At 39.5% G+C, this 18,387-nt stretch carries 20 protein-coding genes and 1 riboswitch; of the genes, 8 read left to right on the top strand and 12 right to left on the bottom strand.

The window, feature by feature from the left end:
• Positions 1-23 precede the first annotated feature (23 nt).
• The 3 genes from asnB to metK form a co-directional block, all read right to left on the bottom strand.
• Complete coding sequence (gene asnB / locus ACE198_RS21105; protein ID WP_375376922.1) at positions 24-1,928, bottom strand: asparagine synthase (glutamine-hydrolyzing); 1,905 nt, start codon at positions 1,926-1,928, stop codon at positions 24-26.
• A gap of 223 nt (positions 1,929-2,151) precedes the next feature.
• On the bottom strand, positions 2,152-2,325 hold the full coding sequence (locus tag ACE198_RS21100; RefSeq protein WP_375376964.1) for a hypothetical protein: 174 nt from the start codon (positions 2,323-2,325) through the stop codon (positions 2,152-2,154).
• A gap of 26 nt (positions 2,326-2,351) precedes the next feature.
• A complete protein-coding gene (gene metK, locus ACE198_RS21095; RefSeq protein WP_375376921.1) occupies positions 2,352-3,551 on the bottom strand; it encodes a methionine adenosyltransferase in 1,200 nt (399 codons plus the stop codon).
• 204 nt (positions 3,552-3,755) lie between these two features.
• Positions 3,756-3,895: riboswitch (SAM riboswitch) on the bottom strand.
• 248 nt (positions 3,896-4,143) lie between these two features.
• Here metK and pckA point away from each other — a divergent pair.
• Entirely contained in the window at positions 4,144-5,730 is a 1,587-nt protein-coding gene (pckA, locus tag ACE198_RS21090) for a phosphoenolpyruvate carboxykinase (ATP) (protein ID WP_375376920.1), read from the top strand.
• 667 nt (positions 5,731-6,397) lie between these two features.
• Here the strand turns inward: pckA and ACE198_RS21085 are convergent.
• Both ACE198_RS21085 and ACE198_RS21080 read right to left on the bottom strand, forming a co-directional pair.
• Positions 6,398-6,640, bottom strand: a complete 243-nt coding sequence (locus ACE198_RS21085) for a DUF2584 domain-containing protein (RefSeq protein ID WP_098574589.1) — start codon at positions 6,638-6,640, stop codon at positions 6,398-6,400.
• Positions 6,641-6,677: 37 nt separating this feature from the next.
• Positions 6,678-7,475 carry an alpha/beta hydrolase family protein gene (locus ACE198_RS21080; RefSeq protein WP_098574606.1) on the bottom strand — a complete coding sequence of 266 codons (798 nt, stop codon included), beginning with the start codon at positions 7,473-7,475 and terminating at the stop codon, positions 6,678-6,680.
• A 175-nt stretch (positions 7,476-7,650) separates the two neighbouring features.
• On the opposite strand from ACE198_RS21080, the gene ACE198_RS21075 reads away from it, so the two are divergent.
• Genes ACE198_RS21075 through ACE198_RS21065 form a run of 3 tightly spaced genes read left to right on the top strand, consistent with a single transcriptional unit; the run spans position 7,651 to position 10,200 of the window.
• Complete coding sequence (locus tag ACE198_RS21075; protein WP_375376962.1) at positions 7,651-8,616, top strand: ABC transporter substrate-binding protein; 966 nt, start codon at positions 7,651-7,653, stop codon at positions 8,614-8,616.
• Between the two features lie 20 nt (positions 8,617-8,636).
• Positions 8,637-9,413 (top strand): ABC transporter ATP-binding protein, encoded by a 777-nt coding sequence (locus ACE198_RS21070; protein ID WP_098574591.1) that lies wholly within the window; start codon positions 8,637-8,639, stop codon positions 9,411-9,413.
• The gene (locus ACE198_RS21065; RefSeq protein ID WP_375376919.1) at positions 9,394-10,200 is read left to right on the top strand and encodes an ABC transporter permease; all 807 of its coding nucleotides are present in this window, start codon (positions 9,394-9,396) and stop codon (positions 10,198-10,200) included. Before ACE198_RS21070 ends, ACE198_RS21065 begins: the two co-directional genes overlap by 20 nt.
• A gap of 24 nt (positions 10,201-10,224) precedes the next feature.
• Here the strand turns inward: ACE198_RS21065 and ytkD are convergent, their stop codons facing one another.
• Both ytkD and ACE198_RS21055 read right to left on the bottom strand, forming a co-directional pair.
• On the bottom strand, positions 10,225-10,704 hold the full coding sequence (gene ytkD / locus ACE198_RS21060) for an RNA deprotection pyrophosphohydrolase (RefSeq protein ID WP_375376918.1): 480 nt from the start codon (positions 10,702-10,704) through the stop codon (positions 10,225-10,227).
• Positions 10,705-10,829: 125 nt separating this feature from the next.
• Positions 10,830-11,147, bottom strand: coding sequence for a hydrolase (locus ACE198_RS21055; RefSeq protein ID WP_375376917.1), 318 nt, complete (start codon positions 11,145-11,147; stop codon positions 10,830-10,832).
• Between the two features lie 202 nt (positions 11,148-11,349).
• Here ACE198_RS21055 and ACE198_RS21050 point away from each other — a divergent pair, with 202 nt between their 5' ends.
• Both ACE198_RS21050 and ytzI read left to right on the top strand, forming a co-directional pair.
• Positions 11,350-11,607, top strand: a complete 258-nt coding sequence (locus ACE198_RS21050; RefSeq protein ID WP_026563229.1) for a DUF6154 family protein — start codon at positions 11,350-11,352, stop codon at positions 11,605-11,607.
• Positions 11,608-11,720: 113 nt separating this feature from the next.
• Complete coding sequence (ytzI, locus tag ACE198_RS21045) at positions 11,721-11,882, top strand: YtzI protein (protein WP_098574595.1); 162 nt, start codon at positions 11,721-11,723, stop codon at positions 11,880-11,882.
• A gap of 41 nt (positions 11,883-11,923) precedes the next feature.
• Here the strand turns inward: ytzI and ACE198_RS21040 are convergent, their stop codons facing one another.
• Complete coding sequence (locus ACE198_RS21040) at positions 11,924-12,397, bottom strand: S-ribosylhomocysteine lyase (RefSeq protein ID WP_375376916.1); 474 nt, start codon at positions 12,395-12,397, stop codon at positions 11,924-11,926.
• 140 nt (positions 12,398-12,537) lie between these two features.
• On the opposite strand from ACE198_RS21040, the gene yidD reads away from it, so the two are divergent.
• Positions 12,538-12,765, top strand: coding sequence for a membrane protein insertion efficiency factor YidD (gene yidD, locus ACE198_RS21035; RefSeq protein ID WP_375376915.1), 228 nt, complete (start codon positions 12,538-12,540; stop codon positions 12,763-12,765).
• Here the strand turns inward: yidD and ACE198_RS21030 are convergent.
• Positions 12,762-13,334 carry a beta-class carbonic anhydrase gene (locus ACE198_RS21030; RefSeq protein ID WP_098574597.1) on the bottom strand — a complete coding sequence of 191 codons (573 nt, stop codon included), beginning with the start codon at positions 13,332-13,334 and terminating at the stop codon, positions 12,762-12,764. The two genes, yidD and ACE198_RS21030, sit on opposite strands and share 4 nt — an antisense overlap.
• A 211-nt stretch (positions 13,335-13,545) precedes the next feature.
• Here ACE198_RS21030 and ACE198_RS21025 point away from each other — a divergent pair, with 211 nt between their 5' ends.
• A complete protein-coding gene (locus ACE198_RS21025) occupies positions 13,546-14,481 on the top strand; it encodes a metal ABC transporter solute-binding protein, Zn/Mn family (protein ID WP_098574598.1) in 936 nt (311 codons plus the stop codon).
• A 376-nt stretch (positions 14,482-14,857) separates the two neighbouring features.
• Here ACE198_RS21025 and menC read toward each other — a convergent pair whose 3' ends face one another.
• From menC to menB, 3 genes are all read right to left on the bottom strand, one after another.
• Positions 14,858-15,964 carry an o-succinylbenzoate synthase gene (menC, locus tag ACE198_RS21020; RefSeq protein ID WP_375376961.1) on the bottom strand — a complete coding sequence of 369 codons (1,107 nt, stop codon included), beginning with the start codon at positions 15,962-15,964 and terminating at the stop codon, positions 14,858-14,860.
• Positions 15,960-17,459: an o-succinylbenzoate--CoA ligase gene (locus ACE198_RS21015; RefSeq protein ID WP_375376914.1), complete on the bottom strand. Its 1,500-nt coding sequence runs from the start codon at positions 17,457-17,459 to the stop codon at positions 15,960-15,962. Before ACE198_RS21015 ends, menC begins: the two co-directional genes overlap by 5 nt.
• Before the next feature lie 101 nt (positions 17,460-17,560).
• Positions 17,561-18,379, bottom strand: a complete 819-nt coding sequence (gene menB / locus ACE198_RS21010) for a 1,4-dihydroxy-2-naphthoyl-CoA synthase (protein ID WP_098576401.1) — start codon at positions 18,377-18,379, stop codon at positions 17,561-17,563.
• Between the last annotated feature and the right edge of the window lie 8 nt (positions 18,380-18,387).

The raw sequence follows: 18,387 nt of genomic DNA, 5'->3' as shown, positions 1-18,387 counted from the left end.
TCAAACTTGGGTGCTTTTATTTATTAATTTTTCGATGATTGCAATGCTTTTTCTAAAGAATAATCCCGTTGAAATGAATAGACATCCTCCACATACACTTGATGCCAAACCATAAACATCAGCACAGTCCAGATTTTCCTGCTGTTATCTGCTTTGCCTTGGCTATGATCTTCAAGCAATTGAAGCACATAGGTTTTATTGATCAAATGATCGGTGTTGCTTTCACGGATGATTTTTTTGGCCCATTCGTTCATTTCATCCTTCAACCAGTGACGGATTGGAACAGGGAAACCTAGTTTCTTACGGTCTAGCACATGGGCAGGCACGATGCCTTCAGCGGCTTTACGCAAGATATATTTAGTCGTTCCATGAGCTGTTTTCAGGCTAGTTGGGATTTTTGACGCCACTTCGAAGACCGCTTTATCGAGGAATGGCACACGTAATTCTAATGAATGAGCCATGGTTACTCTATCTGCCTTCAATAAAATATCACCGCGCATCCAAGTATGAATATCAATATACTGCATCCGATCAACCGGATCGTAGCCCCGCGATTCGGCGTAAAGAGGCTTCGTAATATCCTTATAATCTAATCCTTCACGGTAGACATTTAATAGTTCGCGTTTCTCTTCTTCCAAAAACATTTTTGCATTACCGATATAACGATCCTCCATTGGCGTTACACCACGTTCAATAAAGCTTTTTCCTCTCATTCCTTCAGGCATCATGCCTGCAATCCCTTTTAAAAGCACTTTTCCTGCTCTTGGGATTTTATTAAATACCTCTAATGATTGCGGTTCACGATAAATATTGTAGCCGCCAAATAATTCATCCGCCCCTTCACCAGACAGAACAACGGTTACGTGCTTTCTTGCCTCACGAGCAACAAAATATAACGGAACGCAAGCAGGGTCGGCAAGCGGGTCATCCATATGCCACATGATTTTTGGAATTTCATTCATGTATTCCTGAGGGGAAATCACATAACTGATATTTTCAACACCAAGTTTCTCAGCTGTCTCTTTTGCGACATCAATTTCACTGAAACCATTATGCTCAAAGCCAACAGAGAAGGTTTTAATGGCAGGGTGAAATTCTTTGGCAATGGACGCAATGATGGAAGAATCAATCCCGCCTGATAGGAATGAACCTACTGGAACATCACTGCGCATATGCATTTTGACTGAATCAAAGAGGACATCTTTAATTTCTTTTATAAAATCAGGCTCCGCTTTTTGAACCGGTTTAAAATGTGCCTTCCAATATCTTTTAATTTCCATTGGTGAGCCAATTTTTTTTGTAAAATAATGACCTGGTTCTAACTTCTTAATTCCATCAGATAAAGTGTTTGGTTCAGGAACAAATTGATAGGTTAAATAATGCTGCAAAGAATCATAATTGAGCACATCATTTTCAAGACCCAACAAAATACTCTTTTTCTCAGACGCAAAAAATGTTCGGTCACCATCTTCAAAATAAAAGAACGGTTTAATTCCAAAAGGATCGCGTGCCCCATAAAGACTTTGCTCTTGTTTATCCCAGATAACGAAAGAGAACATTCCACGCAGTTTTTCAACGGCCTTTTCCTTTAAATGGCTGTAAAGAGCAATAATAACCTCCGTATCAGAACTTGTTGCAAACGTTAAACCCTCAGCTAATAGTTCTTCACGCAGCTCAACATAGTTATAAACTTCACCGTTAAAGATAATCCAGTAGCGTTCATTTTCATAGGTTAACGGTTGATGACCGCTCTCAATATCAATGATACTTAAACGTCGGAATCCAAATTGAATATGATCATCATAATAAAAACCATCATCATCTGGACCACGATGAGTGATAATATCGTTCATATTTTTAAATTGTTGTTTTTGTACTTCACTATAGTTTTGTGTTGTATCGTGTACACAACCTATAAAGCCACACATTATGTACCTCACCTCTTCTAAATATCCCTAAATAAAGGATTTAATCCAAAAAACATACTCTCTAATACTACCACTTTTTTTTGAAAAAATGCACTGTGAACAATAGGTAAATTTACTATCCCCATTTTTCACTTCTTTTGACCTGTATAAACATTTCATTTTAGGCAAATACCGATTAAATGTACAGGTAATTAGACGTACAAATAAAAACGGGAGTTACATGTCATATGTAACCCCCCTCTTTATATTTTGCTGTGTTAAACTTGTCTGTTGATTTCCGTTCCAGGCACTTCGCTTTCCGCGGGCGAGCCGTGGAGCCTCCTCGTCGCTTTGCTCCTGCGGGGTCTCCCCTGCCTCGTACTCCCGCAGGAGTCTTCGTGCCTTCCACTCCAATCAATATTAACCTATAACACAGCCTTCTATTTAAATATTTGCTTGCGCTCGTAATGCCTCTACTTTATCCGTACGCTCCCAAGGCAGGTCAACATCTGTCCGGCCAAAGTGACCATAGGCTGCTGTTTGTTTGTAGATTGGACGACGTAGGTCCAGCATGTTGATGATTCCAGCAGGACGTAGGTCAAAGTTTTCACTCACTAGGTTCACTAGAATATCTTCGTTTACTTTACCAGTACCAAACGTATCCACAGCGATGGAAACCGGTCGTGCTACACCAATCGCATAGGCCAGTTGAACTTCACATTTTTCAGCAAGACCAGCAGCGACGATGTTTTTAGCAACATAACGTGCGGCATATGCAGCGGAACGGTCCACTTTTGTCGGATCCTTACCTGAGAAAGCACCGCCGCCATGACGAGCATATCCGCCATACGTATCAACTATAATTTTACGGCCGGTTAAGCCTGCATCCCCTTGTGGTCCGCCAATGACGAAACGGCCAGTTGGATTAATAAAATACTTTGTCTTCTCATCGATAAGTTCTTTCGGTACAACAGGGTTGATGACATATTCTTTTAAGTTACGTTGTATCTGCTCTAACGTTACTTCTGGGTTATGTTGAGTAGAAATAACAATGGTATCAATCCGTACCGGCTTATCATTCTCATCATATTCCACCGTTACCTGGGTTTTTCCGTCTGGTCGAAGGTATTCAAGAACATTGTCTTTCCGCACTTCTGTTAATTTACGAGCAAGCTTGTGTGCAAGTGAGATGGGAAGCGGCATAAGCTCTTTCGTTTCATTACATGCAAAACCAAACATTAACCCTTGATCCCCTGCTCCAATTGCTTCAATTTGCTCATCAGACATTTGGCCTTCACGAGCCTCCAATGCTTGGTCAACACCCATTGCAATGTCTGGAGACTGTTCATCAATAGATGTTAAAACGGCACATGTCTCGGAGTCAAATCCATATTTCGCACGATCATATCCTATCCCTTTAATCGTTTCACGAACGATTTTTGGAATATCCACATATGTAGATGTTGTGATTTCCCCTGCAACTAACACTAATCCAGTTGTTACTGAAGTTTCAGCCGCAACACGAGCATTAGCATCCTTTGCTAAAATAGCATCTAAAATGGAATCAGAAATTTGGTCACAGATTTTATCTGGATGACCCTCAGTAACTGATTCAGAAGTGAACAAACGCGCGTTTCTTGACATCTGAATTCCTCCTTTATTATGAGATCACGAGGATTTTTTTCGAAGGTTACAGGTATACTTCTTAAACCTCGAGAATTTGATACGGTACTCATTCCCTTAGTATGTAATAAACAAAGGATTTTTATTAGAGACTCATTTCATAAAAGGACTTATAAAAAAACAAAAAACCTTACCATAGAGGAAAGGTTGTTTTCGGGCCTTTCGCTCTTATCGTTCAAGGCATTAGCCTTGCGTCAGATTAGCACCTTCGCATTTGAAAAGGACCTTTTAATGTGGTTCATCTTTTCATACTGCAGGTTGCTGGGTTTCATTGGGCCTGTCCCTCCACCAGCTCAGGATAAGAGAGTATCCGTTCAACTTAGAATAATATCATACTGGGTAACAATGTCAATGTATTTTTTAGAAATATCTTCCTCATAAAATGGGAAAAATACGGTGTAAGTCATGAACCTTTTATAAAAATTTTTTATATCTTCATTTAAAGTTTTAAAATATATAAATTCAGATTAATAGGATACATTAATTCAACTAATGTGTTATACTTTTTGTATTATTAACAACATAAAACCTAGACAAAGGAAGGTCTCATTAAATGAATTCTGTTGATACTCCTAATGAATTAAATCAATTGTTGAATGAAAGTCATGTTCATGTACAATTATCTGTTCCACAGTTAGTTGAAAAAGTCTTAACCCGTCATGAAGGGGGACTAACTTCAACTGGGGCAATTAGTGTCGCTACTGGTAAATATACTGGCCGATCTCCACAAGATAAATTCATTGTTGTAGAAGATTCAACGAAAAATAAAATTGAATGGGGCACGACCAATCAACCAATATCAGAGCAGGTTTTCACAAAGCTTTATCAAAAGGTCATTAATTATTTACAACAGAAAGATGAAATCTTTGTTTTTAAAGGCTTTGCTGGTGCAGATAAAAAATCGCGTTTACCTATCAGGGTTATCAATGAATTAGCATGGCAAAATTTATTTGTACACCAGTTATTTATTCGCCCGACAGAAGAAGAGCTCCTTGAACATGATGCTGGTTTCACTGTTATTTCTGTCCCTAATTTCAAGGCAAATCCGGCAATTGATGGTACAAATTCGGAGGCCTTTATTATTGTATCATTTGAGAAAAGAATTGTTCTAATCGGTGGAACAGAATATGCAGGCGAAATGAAGAAATCTATTTTCTCAGTCATGAACTATCTGCTTCCGGAAAATAATATTTTTTCCATGCATTGTTCTGCCAATGTTGGTCTTGAAGGCGATGTTGCATTATTTTTCGGCTTATCTGGTACTGGAAAAACCACTTTATCCGCGGATCCAAATCGTCGATTAATTGGTGATGATGAGCACGGCTGGTCATCTAACGGTGTCTTCAATATCGAGGGAGGCTGCTATGCAAAATGTATTAATCTTTCTCGTGAGAAAGAGCCGCAAATTTTTGATGCGATCCGCTTTGGAACGGTATTAGAAAATGTTACCTTGAATCAAGAATCCAGAATCCCTGATTATGATGATGGCACATTAACAGAAAATACACGTGCTGCTTATCCAATTCATGCGATTGATAATATTGTTCAACCAAGTATTGCTGGACATCCAAACACTATCATTTTCTTGACGGCTGACGCTTTTGGTGTATTGCCTCCTATTTCAAAACTCACTAAGGAACAAGCAATGTATCATTTTTTAAGTGGTTATACTTCAAAACTAGCTGGAACAGAGCGTGGAATTACCTCACCACAAGCTACCTTCTCTACCTGCTTTGGTGCACCATTCCTGCCGCTGCCTGCAACTCGATACGCCGAAATGTTAGGTGAAAAGATTCTTGAGCACAATGCGAATGTATTTCTTGTGAATACAGGCTGGACCGGCGGTGAATATGGGGTGGGGAATCGGATGAAACTTTCCTATACCCGTGCTATGATCCAGGCGGCACTTGAAGGGGAACTAAATCATGTAGAAACAACCAAGGATAAAATTTTCGGCTTAAATATTCCTCTTCATATTGCGGGAGTACCAGATGAAGTTCTTCAACCTAGTAAAACATGGTCTGATCCGTTTGCTTATGAGAAGAAGGCAGAAGAATTAGCAGCACAGTTCCGAGAAAACTTCAAGAAATTCACAAATGTCTCAGAAGAAATTGAACAAAAAGGCGGACCTCTCGCGTAAGCGAAAAGCGCCCTATTTTTCAAAGCCCATATCAATTCGATATGGGCTTTCTTACTTCTACCGCTTCTGATTTATTTAATAAAGTAAACCGATAAGACAATCCTGTCCGAACTTCGGGCCTCTTCGGACTGCTTTCATAACTTCAAGGCTAATCGTGTCCGAACTTCGGTCTTCTTCGGACAGCTTTCGCAACTTCAAAGGCAATCGTGTCCGAACTTCGGGCCTCTTCGGACACCTTTCGCAACTTCATAGGCAATCGTGTCCGAACTTCGGTCTTCTTCGGACAGCTTTCGCGATTTCAAAGGCGGTCGTGACCGAACTTCGGGCCTCTTCGGACACCTTTCGTGACTTCAATGGCAATCGTTTCCGAACTTCGGGCCTCTTCGGACACCATTCGTGACTTCAATGGCAATCGTTTCCGAACTTCGGGCCTCTTCGGACAGCTTTCTCAACTTCAAAGGCAATCATGTCCGAACTTCGGGCCTCTTCGGACAGCTTTCTCAACTTCATAGGCAATCGTGTCCGAACTTCGGGCCTCTTCGGACAGCTTTCTCAACTTCAAATGCAATCGTGTCCGAATTATAATTCCTTCTGTAAATTTTTATGGTTAAATCGGTTCCAAAAACAACAATTATTCAAAAAGAAAAAGCAGGTGGCAAAACCCTGCTTAGTTCGTTGAATTTAATGAGATTAATTGGTAGGTGATGGTCGTGCTGTTATTCTGCAGCTCAACTTTTTTAATGATTGCTGTACCACTTGAATCACTATCCATTGTTTTTCTTACATCAATCGGAATCTCAATAGGATAAAGTCTATACCCTTCTTTTTCTAATGTGAAGACATTTTCCTCTACTCGTATCTCTCTTCCTTTTGTCACAATCATTGTATTTAACTCAAGAGGCATACCCATATCTTTGATCCGCTCCTCTGCTTGTTTTACCTTTATATTAACATCTTTTACGTTGACTTTTCATCCACTTTGATAGATCTGAAACGACTTTTCTATTTACTTCAGGAGGGAAGTAATGTGTAAACTCATCAAAATACCAGCAATCGACTGGCTTTTCTAATTCTCTCAACCTTCTTTCCAGGCGATAGGCATGCTCCACAGAGACATTACCGTCATTTACACCATGGATAATTAGGACTGGAGCAGTCAGTTTTTCTAAGGAATAGATTGGGGTTCTGTCTTGATAACGTTCCGGATATTTCTGTGGGGTCCCTCCAATCACACGTTTCATCATTCTTCTTAAATCCTTCCGTTCCATATAGGTAAGGGACATATCACTGACTCCTCCCCAGGTAACTACAGACGCGGTTTCAGGGAATTCGATCCCAGTCAAGAGTGCCATGACTCCACCACGCGAGAACCCAAAAATATGTACATTAAGAACCCTCGGCAAAGATTTTAACAGCCAAAAGGCCGCAAATGCATCTTCCCGATCGTTTCCGGCGAAATCCTCATTGCCCTCACCACCCTGATTGCCACGATAATAAGGCGCAAAAACAATAAAACCTTCAGCGGCAAATTGGGCAATCCGTGCGGGTCGAACTTTGCCCACATTTTTGATGCCTCCCCGTAAATAAAGGAATCCATCATACTCACCTTCCCCTATAGGTTCTGCCAACATTCCTTTGACTCTTAATCCATTGGAAAGGTAGGTGATGACCTTTAATTCAACAGATGGATTTGGAGAAGGAAACCGCATGATCTCAACGATTTTCCCTTCAATGCTTTGGTTCATCTGCACAACTTCCCTCTTTTTATCAAATTTATAACACTTTGGCATTCACACATTTTTCTTCCGTTCATACGATATCTTAGGCAATTAGCCCAGATTTTTTATGAAATATAAGGAGGCTTGCTTTATGAAAAAATCATTAAAATTCAGTTTCTCCTTTCTGCTCATCACTATACTTATGTTCTCACTAGTGGCTTGTAATAGCACCACAAAAAATGAAACCAAGAAACTTGAAAAGGTTCGAATCGCTGAAGTTACTAGGTCCATCTTCTATGCCCCGCAGTATGTTGCCATAGCAAAGGGATTTTTTAAGGCTGAAGGTTTAGATGTGACGCTAACAACAACGCCAGGCGGCGACAAAACCATGACTACATTAATTTCCGGAGGAGCTGACGTTGCTCTGGTTGGATCGGAAACCTCGATTTATGTATACGCGCAAGGCGCAAATGACCCGGTCATTAATTTTGCCCAATTAACACAGACAGATGGTACATTCCTCGTTTCTAGAGAGAAAATAGATAATTTCTCATGGGATCTCTTAAAAGGAAAAACCTTCTTAGGTCAACGTAAAGGCGGCATGCCGCAAATGGTTGGCGAGTTTGTTTTAAAGAAGCATGGCATTGATCCACATAAAGATTTGAACTTAATCCAGAACATTGATTTTGCTAATATTGCCAATGCCTTTGCCTCAGGAACGGGCGAATTTGTGCAATTATTTGAACCAACTGCGAGTATTTTCGAAAAAGAAGGCAAAGGTCATATAGTTGCTTCCTTTGGGAAAGAATCTGGCCATGTTCCCTATACCACGTTTATGTCCAAGGAGAGTTACATGAACAAAAATAAAGAAACAATTGAAAAGTTTACTAGGGCAATTTACAAAGCACAACAGTGGGTAGAATCCCACAGTGCCGAAGAAATTGCCAAAGCAGTCGAATCATTTTTCCCGGACACAGACCTAGCTATTATGACCACCGTTGTGGATCGCTATAAAAGTCAAGGTTCCTTTGCCACAGATCCAGTTCTCGACCAAGCCGAATGGGAGAATCTTCAAAACATCATGAATGAGGCGGGAGAACTTCCAAAAGAAGTAGATCATCAAACACTTGTAAACACAAAGATAGCTGAAAAAATTATTAACGAATAAAGGAAAGGGAGGCCGTCTCCATGAATTTTTTGTCCGTCCAAAATATTCATCATACCTATTTTACCAAAGCCTCGGCTGCCACGGCCCTCTCCGATATTTCATTAACCGTTGAGGAGGGGGAGTTTGTCTCCCTTCTCGGCCCTAGCGGCTGTGGTAAGACGACTCTGCTCTCCATTATCTCTAGTTTGCTTAAACCTACCCAAGGTACGGTCTTATTAGAGAATAAGCCTGTAACAACCACCAAAAACCAAATCGGTTACATGCTCCAGCAGGATTATTTGTTTCCATGGAAAACGATTGAAGAGAATATTCTGTTAGGATTGAAATTATCGAAGCAGTTGAATGACCAAACAAGAGCGAAGGCCATGAGCCTGTTAGAGCAAATCGGATTAACCGGTGTGGAAAAACAAATGCCTAGGCAGTTATCAGGGGGAATGAGGCAGCGGGTAGCGCTCGTCCGTACCCTTGCCACAGAACCAAAGCTGCTTATGCTTGATGAGCCCTTTTCTGCTCTCGATTATCAAACTAAATTGAAACTGGAGGACCTAGTCTCCCGCACATTAGATGAATTTGGCAAAACCGCCATTCTTGTGACACATGATATTGGTGAAGCGATTGCCATGAGTGATCGGGTCTATTTACTTTCTCCAAGTCCAGGCAGGATTTATAAAACATTTACGATGCCCGATGAACTAAGAAAGATCTCCCCGTTTGAAGCCAGGAATCATGAAGCATTTTCAAGCATCTTTCAAACCATATGGAAGGAGTTGGAGTCACTTGAGCGAGAAAAAGAATAAGCTGGAACTCCTCCATAGAAACTATATTCAATCGTTGATAGTGGAAAAACGTTGGGTTAGATTTTATCAAGCGATTATTTTTATCATCTTTTTCGCAAGCTGGGAATTTTCTAGTCAAAAACAGTGGATTGACCCGCTTCTTTTCAGTTCTCCATCAAAAATTTGGAACTTATTTTTGGAAAAGATTAACGATGGAACTTTAGTTAGCCATATTGGGGTCACCCTCACCGAAACTGTACTAGGATTTATTCTGGGCACACTGCTTGGTACAATATTGGCGGCAATCCTTTGGTGGTCACCAATGATTTCAAAAGTGCTTGATCCGTATCTTGTCATCCTTAATGCTATGCCCAAAGTAGCTTTAGGGCCGATATTGATTGTGGCGCTTGGCCCAGGATATCCATCGATTATTGCCATGGGTGCGATTATCTCCATTATCATTACCACAATCGTTGTTTATACTTCATTCAAAGAGGTAGATCCGAATTATCTAAAAGTGCTTCAAACATTCGGCGCCACCCGTTTACAATGCTTCAAGGAAGCAATCCTCCCTGCTAGTTTTCCGACGATAATATCTACCTTAAAGGTCAATGTCGGCTTATCATGGGTCGGTGTTATTGTTGGGGAATTCCTTGTATCCTCGAGAGGGCTTGGCTACATGATTATCTATGGCTTCCAAGTTTTTAATTTTACCCTCGTTTTCTTATCACTCATGATTATTGCCGTATTTGCCACTATTATGTATCAGCTCGTTGAATTATTAGAGAAAAAACTTATCAAGGAATAGCGGATTGGTTATAAGTACTTTCTGCTATTCTTTTTGTTCTTTTATCCTTTGGATGTGTTTCACACATTGCTCAACAACCTGGTCTTTCATAATAAAACTGTATGTATCCCCAAAGCGCTGAGATAATATATCACCTTGAACTAGCACGGGACCATCGGTTTCGTAATAACCAGACGTTTTTTCTATCCTTTTTACCTTCCCCCAAAAGACCGTTTTCACAAACGACTTCTCTGGATCGGAAATTTTATACTCAGCCAAAAATATAAGCTCAGTTAATATTGCGCCAGTCTCCTCAAAAGCTTCTCGTTGCGCTGCCTCTTCAAGGGTTTCACCTGATTCCATCTTACCTCCTGGAAATTCAAGGCCTCTTTGTTTATGGTTCGTCAACAGCCATTCATCTCCATGTTCGCAGATGACTAACACATGTTTGGCCTTCTCTTGAAATGAATTTGGTCTAAAAGACAGTTCAACTTTATTCCCATTTGCATCTAAAAAATGTATCATTCTAAATTCCGCCTCAATATTTGTTGCTCTTATTATAATCAAAAAAAGAAAAATCCTAAAGGAAGGATTTTTCTTATAAAATACTTTTTAAAAATAAATTTTTTTACCTTGGTAAAATATTTATTTTACTTTGGTAAAATATTCATGCTTTCAATGTGGCTTTTTGCTTCTTCATCACCCAGCTTATGCAGCATTCCATACACTTGTTGGAGTGTACTATCGTAAGCATCGTTTTCACGATCGTAATGATACTCGACATATGGTACGTGGGCTCGAAAGAAGTTCTTCCATTCGGTCGAATAATTTTGATTAAATAATTCACGGAGTTGCGTAATTTCTTCATCACTTGCCTGAATTTTATAACTCCATGTTGAACTTGTAGCACTTTGCGAAATTTCACCGCTCCCTACATCAATATAATAGGTTTTCTTTTGCTCATCCATTATGTCATCCCCTTTTACTCTTTAGTAATTTGCAAATAGAAAAAATTTATTCTCTGCCAAATTTCGATTCATTTTTTAGAAATGAATACGATATAATAAACATACAACAGAAGAAACAGATTTTTCTGTCAATTTACAAAAACGGAAGTTAGAATTATTTTATACTTAAAAGGGAAAAGAATATAACAAGGAGGTGTACTGAATGAAATTAGTCGATGAATTGTATGAAATGTACCGTAATAAGTTAACCGGTGACGAAGAGGATATCGATATGCTGGCATTTGCCTTTTTAGAAGAAATGTCACATGAGGATTTACTAGCGTTAATCCAAGACATGGATAAACAGGAATTATATAATCTAATGGGTATTTATTTAATTGAAAGTTTAAAAGGTAAATTTGCCCAAGAAGAGTACGGCCAGCATCGCACGAATACTTATCATCCTCGAAATATTCATTGATTATACATAATAGTGTAGAAACGGAAGCCAAAACAGAGGGCTTCCCTTTTTCTTTTCTCAATAAAACATCAAATCATGATACAATAGAGGAAAAAAGGAGGCAGTCTATACACATGTATGTAGTAGCCGTAATTTGTATTATTATTGTGTTTGTAGTTCTATTTCTAGCTGTGGGCACCACTTCTAAAGCCTATACTTATAAACATACGGTCGATCCATTAGAAAATAACCCGCATCTTGAACAGGAAAAAAATCAGGATGAAAACAAAGCTTAAAAAAATTCCTATTCACATCGAATAGGAATTTTTTTAAATCATCATGCAAAAACTTGCTTGAGGTCTTCTTTGCTTTGCTCGAGCCAGAAACGGATTAAACGCTTGGCACCTTCTAGGTCATGGAGTTTTGCTTGACCACATTGTCTTTCATTCGCAGCTGGAATTTCAATAATTTCAAGGGCATCTTTCATTGTATCTTCCATAAGATCAATGATTTCCTCCACAGTAGGTTCACCGCTAACGACCAGGTAGTAACCTGTTTGGCAGCCCATTGGTGAAATATCAATAATATCAAAGTGGTCATACTTCTCAGAATGCTTACGAAGATTAAAAGCAAGCAAGTGCTCTAATGTATGAATCACATCTGGTTTCATCGCCTGTTTATTGGGCTGGCAAAAACGAATATCATATTTATTAACAACACCGTCACTACCAACTTTGTGAACACCACAATGTCTCACATAAGGGGCTTTAACCGCGTTATGGTCTAAATCAAAGCTTTCAACTGAAGGCATCGATATCACTCCTTTTTTTATCTACTAGTATCATACAATAAATTCCGAGTTTTTTCATCTACTTACATTTATTTAACAATTTAGACGTTCCTTTTAAATTATGGTATGTTTTAGATAATTGTAATAAAGGAGTGTTCCAAATGGTAAAAAATTTTTTCCTTGCGATTATTCGTTTTTATCAAGTTGCTATCTCACCGTTAAAACCACCCACCTGCCGCTTTTATCCGACATGCTCTCATTATGGGGTAGAAGCCATTCAACGGTTTGGTGCCTTAAAAGGCGGCTGGCTTACGCTCAAAAGAATATCGAAATGTCATCCGTTTCATCCGGGAGGGTTGGATCCAGTTCCCGAAAAGGATTCACATTAATTTTGATAACCATCCACAATAAGATCCAGTTTTCCTGTTTTAGGGTCAATAACTAAACCATGCACAGGAACATCCTTCGGCATTAACGGATGATTTTTAATAATTTCTACGCTGTGTTCTACACTTTCGGTTACACTATCAAACCCATGCAGCCAATTTTTTATATCAATTCCGGAGTACGTAAGCGTATCAATTGTTTCTTGGGATATTCCACGTGCTTTCATACTTTCAAGCACTGGTTCTGCCTTTAACCCGCTCATCCCGCAATCATAATGAGCAATCACCAAAACCTCTTGAGCCTTTAATTGATACAGGGCAATTAATATACTTCTCATTACACTGCCAAATGGGTGTGAGAGCAGTCCCCCGGCGTCTTTAATTAATTTCGCATCACCATTTCCCAAGTTTAATGCTTTGGGTAATAGTTCAAGCAGCCTAGTATCCATACATGTTAGGATGACCATTTTTTTATTCGGATATTTGGTTGTTTCATACCTTTCATACTCATGGTTTTCCACAAATTTTTCATTATAGTCTAGAATCTCACTCAGCAATTTTGAGTTATTCAAGATAACCACCCTTCCTTTGTTTCTTTCTAAGCATACCTAATTTTTGATAGTTAGACAAAATTTTATACTTGCTTTTAAGGAAAATATTTTGTAAGATACTTATGGAAATCGGAATCGTTCCGTATTATGTAGTTATTATTTTTCAGAATTCAAAAAATTTTCGATAATAAATCGTAATAAATCCGATTTATAAACATATGAAGGAGTTCCTATGAAAAAAATCATCCTTTTCCTATCTATTCTATTACCATTAAGCCTACTGATGTCTGCGTGTTCAAATGGTAAAGAACAAGTACAAAAAAATAAGGACCAGTTAACCATTTATACCACTGTATTTCCACTTCAATACTTTACTTCGCAAATAGGTGGAAAATATGTAAATGTTAACACGATCTATCCACCTGGGGCCGATGAACATACATTCGAACCTTCCCAAAAGGATATGATGAGGTTAGCTGATTCAGACTTATTTTTCTACATCGGGCTGGGGCTTGAAGGGTTTGTAGAAAATTCAAAAGAAACATTGAAAAATGAGCATGTTAAACTAGTACCTACTGCAGAGGGCATTAATCTCCCAAAATCAACCGATACACATGATGAGGGGGAAGAGCATCATGATGCAGATGTCAATCCACATGTATGGCTTGACCCCATTTACTCTAAGGATATGGCTGCTGTCATCCGGGATGCATTAATTAAACAGATGCCGGAGCACAAAGATCTATTTAATAAAAATTTCCAACAACTTTCCCTCAAGTTAGATGAACTTAATACGAATTTTGAACAGACAATTACAAAGGCAAAGCATAAAAAGATCATCGTTACACATGCAGCGTTTGGATATTGGGAAAAACGATATGGAATTGAACAAATTAGTATATCAGGACTTTCGACTGCCAATGAACCAACGCAAAAGGAGTTAGAAAAAATCATTACCCTTGCGGAGGGCGAAGGATTACACTATATGCTATTTGAACAAAATGTCCAATCGAAACTTGGAAACATCGTTCAAAAAGAAATTGGTGCCAAAGCATTACCTATTCATAACCTTGCTATTTTATCAAAAGACAATATTAAAAACAAAGAAACCTATTTTTCGTTAATGAATCAAAATCTTGAATCATTAAAAACAGCTTTAAACAATTAAATCGATAAGAAAATGAACCAGGTCTTTAACTGGTTCATTTCAGACTGTCGACAAATCCGAAGGATTTCGGGTTTTAAATCGACAGTTTTTTTTGTTTGGCTACATTAAACTAGTCTGTTGATTTCCGTTCCAGGCGGCTTCGCTTTCCGCGGGCGGTTCGGGGAGCCTCCTCGACGCTTTCAGCGTCTGCGGGGTCTCCCCTGTCCCGTACTCCCGCAGGAGTCTTCGCCGCCTTCCACTCCAATCAACAGGGTTATAAAATCATTAATGACCTTATAAAAAGGCATTTGATTAAGCTCATCGAATGCCTTTTGTCTACAATTTGAAATGAACCAGGTCCTTAACTGGTTCATTTTTTTATTAACATCCTTCATCACTAAAAAGTAATGATATCCTTCCATTGCAAGACTTGCTGAAGTCGTTTCTCGTTAATCTCAAAACCGATCCCAGGACTCGATGGTACGGCTACAGAACCGTTTTGAACGTTAACTTCAGGAGTTATGATGTCCTCTTCCCAAAAGCGATTAGATGCAGAAATATCCCCTGGGATTGAAAAGCCTGGCAAGGAGGCAAGTGAAATATTATGGGCCCGTGATATACCGAATTCAATCATTCCCCCGCACCAGACGGGTATCCCCTTTTCAAAACAATAGTCATGAATACGTTTCGCTTCATTCAAACCACCCACCCTGCCCACTTTAATATTTATCACTTTGCAACTTCCGAACTCAATTGCTTTTCGGGCATCATCAAAACTGCAAATACTTTCATCTAAGCAAATCGGTGTTTTGATTTCCTTTTGAAGCAACGCATGTTCCAAGATATCATCATTGCTTAGGGGCTGCTCAATCATCATTAAATTGAAGTCATCGAGTGCTTTAATTTGATCCATATCAGCTAATGTGTAGGCAGAATTCGCATCTGCCATGATTGCCAAGTCAGGATACTCACGGCGAATGTCAGATAGGAAAGAATAGTCTAGTTTTGGATTAATTTTTACTTTAATGCGCTGATACCCTTCCTGAAGATATTGCTCAATCTGTCGGAGCGCCTTTGTGGTAGAATCTGTCGCCACCACGACACCAGAAGCCACAACCGAACGGGTACCTCCAAGGGTTATTGACAATGGCTGCGAAGTACTCTTAGCATATAAATCCCATAAAGCAGTTTCTAACGCAGCTTTTGCCATATTGTTCCTTCGTAATGAACTAAAAAGCTGAGATGATTGCGCCGGATGGTCGATTGGATTCTTTTGAAGAAGTGGAACTAGAAAATCAGTTAACATATGTAAAGATGTTTTAACTGTTTCTTCCGTATACCAGGGAGTCGAAAAAGCAACACCTTCACCAAAGCCTGAAACACCATCTGAATTGGTTATTTTAATGATTATCCCTTCACGAACCTTTACTGCGCCTAAATGGGTCAGAAACGGATCTTTTAACGGCATTTCAATGACATTTATTTCGATGGAGGTTATCTTAATCAACGGGTAAGCCCTCCTTCACCCATTCACGGAGCTCCCTGCGAAGTAGTTTCTTGGAGGCATTTCTCGGCAGTTCCTTCGTAAAATAAAATGCTTTTGGCACTTTATATTTGGCCAATTTCTGTTGGCAAAATTGTTTAAGTTCCTCACCAGAAAGGTCCGCTCCACTTCTTGTCACAATAAATGCTACCGGTATCTGTCCCCACTTCGCATCCTCTGTATGTGTCACACCTGCCTCGCTCACATTAGGGTGTGACAGTAATGCAGCTTCTATTTCTGCGGGATAAATATTTTCTCCCCCTGAAATGATTAAGTCTGAACGCCGGTCGAGAACAAATAGGAATCCTTCATCGTCTAGGTAGCCAATATCACCGGAATGAAACCAACCATTCCTAAGCTTCTCTTTTGTAACATCCGGACGAAATAAATAGCCTGGAGTAACATTGGGACCTTTAATGACAATTTCACCAGGAATACCCGGTAGAGCCGTATTTCCATCCTCAGTTATAATTTGAATTTGTGATGGAAACAATGGCTTCCCCGCCGAACCCAACCTAGTCAAACTGTATTCTGGTGCAAGGGTAACAATTTGTGAAGAAGATTCAGTCATGCCATAAGTTTGGAATACCGGGATCTCTTTTTCAACACATGCTTGAAGTAATGGGAATGGTGCGGGTCCCCCTCCAAGAAGCATACAGCGGAATTGTTTGGGAAGGCGTCGTTCTTGAAGAGCTTCAACGATTCTTGTCAACGTGGTTCCAACAACAGACATAATCGTCACACTCTTATCATTGATATCAGCAATTGTCCTTTCCACATCAAAATGGTCATGAAGGACTATTGGCATGCCATAAATGACACTGCGCATTAAAATGGAAAATCCGCTAATATGAAATAGTGGAACATTACAGAGCCAGCAATCGCCATCGATAAAGCCTAAATTTAAGGCTGAACCCACCGAACTCCACCAGTGATTACCATAGGTTTGGATGACCCCTTTGGGATTACCTGTGGTCCCTGATGTATACATAATGGTACATATATCGGCAAGCGATATCTCTTCAAGAATAGTCGGCTCGTGTGTGGCGCTTGAAAATATCTCGTCTATTGTTATGGTTTTCAGCGCAGGGATTTGGTTATTTATGAAAGTTTTTGTTTCAAAAAAAGAATTATCAAGAATGAATGATACCGCCTTTGAATCGTTAAGCTGCCAGGAAAGTTCCGATGGAGAGAGGCGGTTATTCAGTAACACGGATCTAACTCCTAATAACTGAAGGGCAAATAATATGACAACTGTATCAATATTGTTTTTTAATAATAGACCAACATAGTGGTCTTTTTGAACACCTAATCCTTGTAGTTTCCCAGCGGCCTGATAAGAACGTTGATAAAGTTCTTTAAAGGTTACCACTTCTTCCTGGAAATAGATAGCAGTTCGTGCAGGGGTTAGAAACGCTCTTTTCTTCAAAAAATTAGGCATCATTTCGTTCTGCATAACGGTTCACCTTTCTTCATCTGACTAACTAGTGCCTTTACTTACTTTCCTACGAAAAACAGCCTGATGGAATCATCCATCAAGCTGTTGTAAACTAACGATCAAGGAAAACGCGGGAATTTCCCAAAGTCAGGCTTACGTTTTTCTTTAAAGGAATCGCGCCCTTCTTTCGCTTCATCAGTTGTGTAGTAAAGCAAGGTTGCATCCCCAGCAAATTGTTGTAGACCAGCCAAGCCGTCTGTATCTGCATTCATAGCTGCTTTTAAGAAGCGCAGGGCTGTTGGACTTTTCTCAAGAATTTCATTACACCATTGAATTGTTTCTTCTTCTACTTTCTCAAGTGGGACAACGGTATTAACCAAGCCCATATCAAGTGCTTCTTGGGCATTATATTGACGGCATAAATACCAAATTTCGCGTGCTTTTTTATGACCAATGATTCTAGCAAGGTAACCAGAGCCATAGCCAGCATCAAAACTTCCAACCTTTGGTCCAGTTTGTCCAAACACAGCATTATCAGCAGCAATCGTTAGGTCACAAACGACGTGAAGAACATGTCCTCCGCCAATCGCATATCCTTTTACCATTGCGATTACAGGTTTTGGAATCACACGGATTAGACGCTGAAGGTCAAGAACATTTAGACGAGGAATCTGATCTTCCCCCACATATCCTCCATGGCCGCGTACACTTTGGTCTCCACCTGAACAAAATGCTTTATCTCCAGCACCTGTTAAGACAATAACCCCAATACTTGCATCATCACGCGCATAGGCAAATGCGTCAATTAATTCAGAAACTGTTCTCGGTGTAAATGCATTATGTACATGTGGACGGTTAATGGTAATTTTGGCAATGCCATTGAATGTTTCATATAATATTTCTTCATATTTGCGTCCTGCAATCCATTCTACTGTCAAAATAATCT

The sequence above is a fragment of the Neobacillus sp. KR4-4 genome (assembly GCF_042136325.1).
GTDB lineage: Bacteria > Bacillota > Bacilli > Bacillales > Cytobacillaceae > Neobacillus.
This window is presented reverse-complemented; position numbering and strand designations above follow the sequence as displayed.

Bases quoted from the DNA above. Each gene is read 5' to 3' on its own strand.
- ACE198_RS21040 (WP_375376916.1), bottom strand. From the start codon at position 12,397: ATGCCTTCAGTTGAAAGCTTTGATTTAGACCATAACGCGGTTAAAGCC.
- metK (WP_375376921.1), bottom strand. From the start codon at position 3,551: ATGTCAAGAAACGCGCGTTTGTTCACTTCTGAATCAGTTACTGAGGGT.
- yidD (WP_375376915.1), top strand. From the start codon at position 12,538: ATGGTAAAAAATTTTTTCCTTGCGATTATTCGTTTTTATCAAGTTGCT.
- ACE198_RS21050 (WP_026563229.1), top strand. From the start codon at position 11,350: ATGAAATTAGTCGATGAATTGTATGAAATGTACCGTAATAAGTTAACC.
- ACE198_RS21055 (WP_375376917.1), bottom strand. From the start codon at position 11,147: ATGGATGAGCAAAAGAAAACCTATTATATTGATGTAGGGAGCGGTGAA.
- ACE198_RS21015 (WP_375376914.1), bottom strand. From the start codon at position 17,459: ATGCAGAACGAAATGATGCCTAATTTTTTGAAGAAAAGAGCGTTTCTA.
- ytzI (WP_098574595.1), top strand. From the start codon at position 11,721: ATGTATGTAGTAGCCGTAATTTGTATTATTATTGTGTTTGTAGTTCTA.
- ACE198_RS21070 (WP_098574591.1), top strand. From the start codon at position 8,637: ATGAATTTTTTGTCCGTCCAAAATATTCATCATACCTATTTTACCAAA.
- ACE198_RS21025 (WP_098574598.1), top strand. From the start codon at position 13,546: ATGAAAAAAATCATCCTTTTCCTATCTATTCTATTACCATTAAGCCTA.
- pckA (WP_375376920.1), top strand. From the start codon at position 4,144: ATGAATTCTGTTGATACTCCTAATGAATTAAATCAATTGTTGAATGAA.
- asnB (WP_375376922.1), bottom strand. From the start codon at position 1,928: ATGTGTGGCTTTATAGGTTGTGTACACGATACAACACAAAACTATAGT.
- ACE198_RS21085 (WP_098574589.1), bottom strand. From the start codon at position 6,640: ATGGGTATGCCTCTTGAGTTAAATACAATGATTGTGACAAAAGGAAGA.
- ACE198_RS21075 (WP_375376962.1), top strand. From the start codon at position 7,651: ATGTTCTCACTAGTGGCTTGTAATAGCACCACAAAAAATGAAACCAAG.
- ytkD (WP_375376918.1), bottom strand. From the start codon at position 10,704: ATGATACATTTTTTAGATGCAAATGGGAATAAAGTTGAACTGTCTTTT.
- ACE198_RS21080 (WP_098574606.1), bottom strand. From the start codon at position 7,475: ATGAACCAAAGCATTGAAGGGAAAATCGTTGAGATCATGCGGTTTCCT.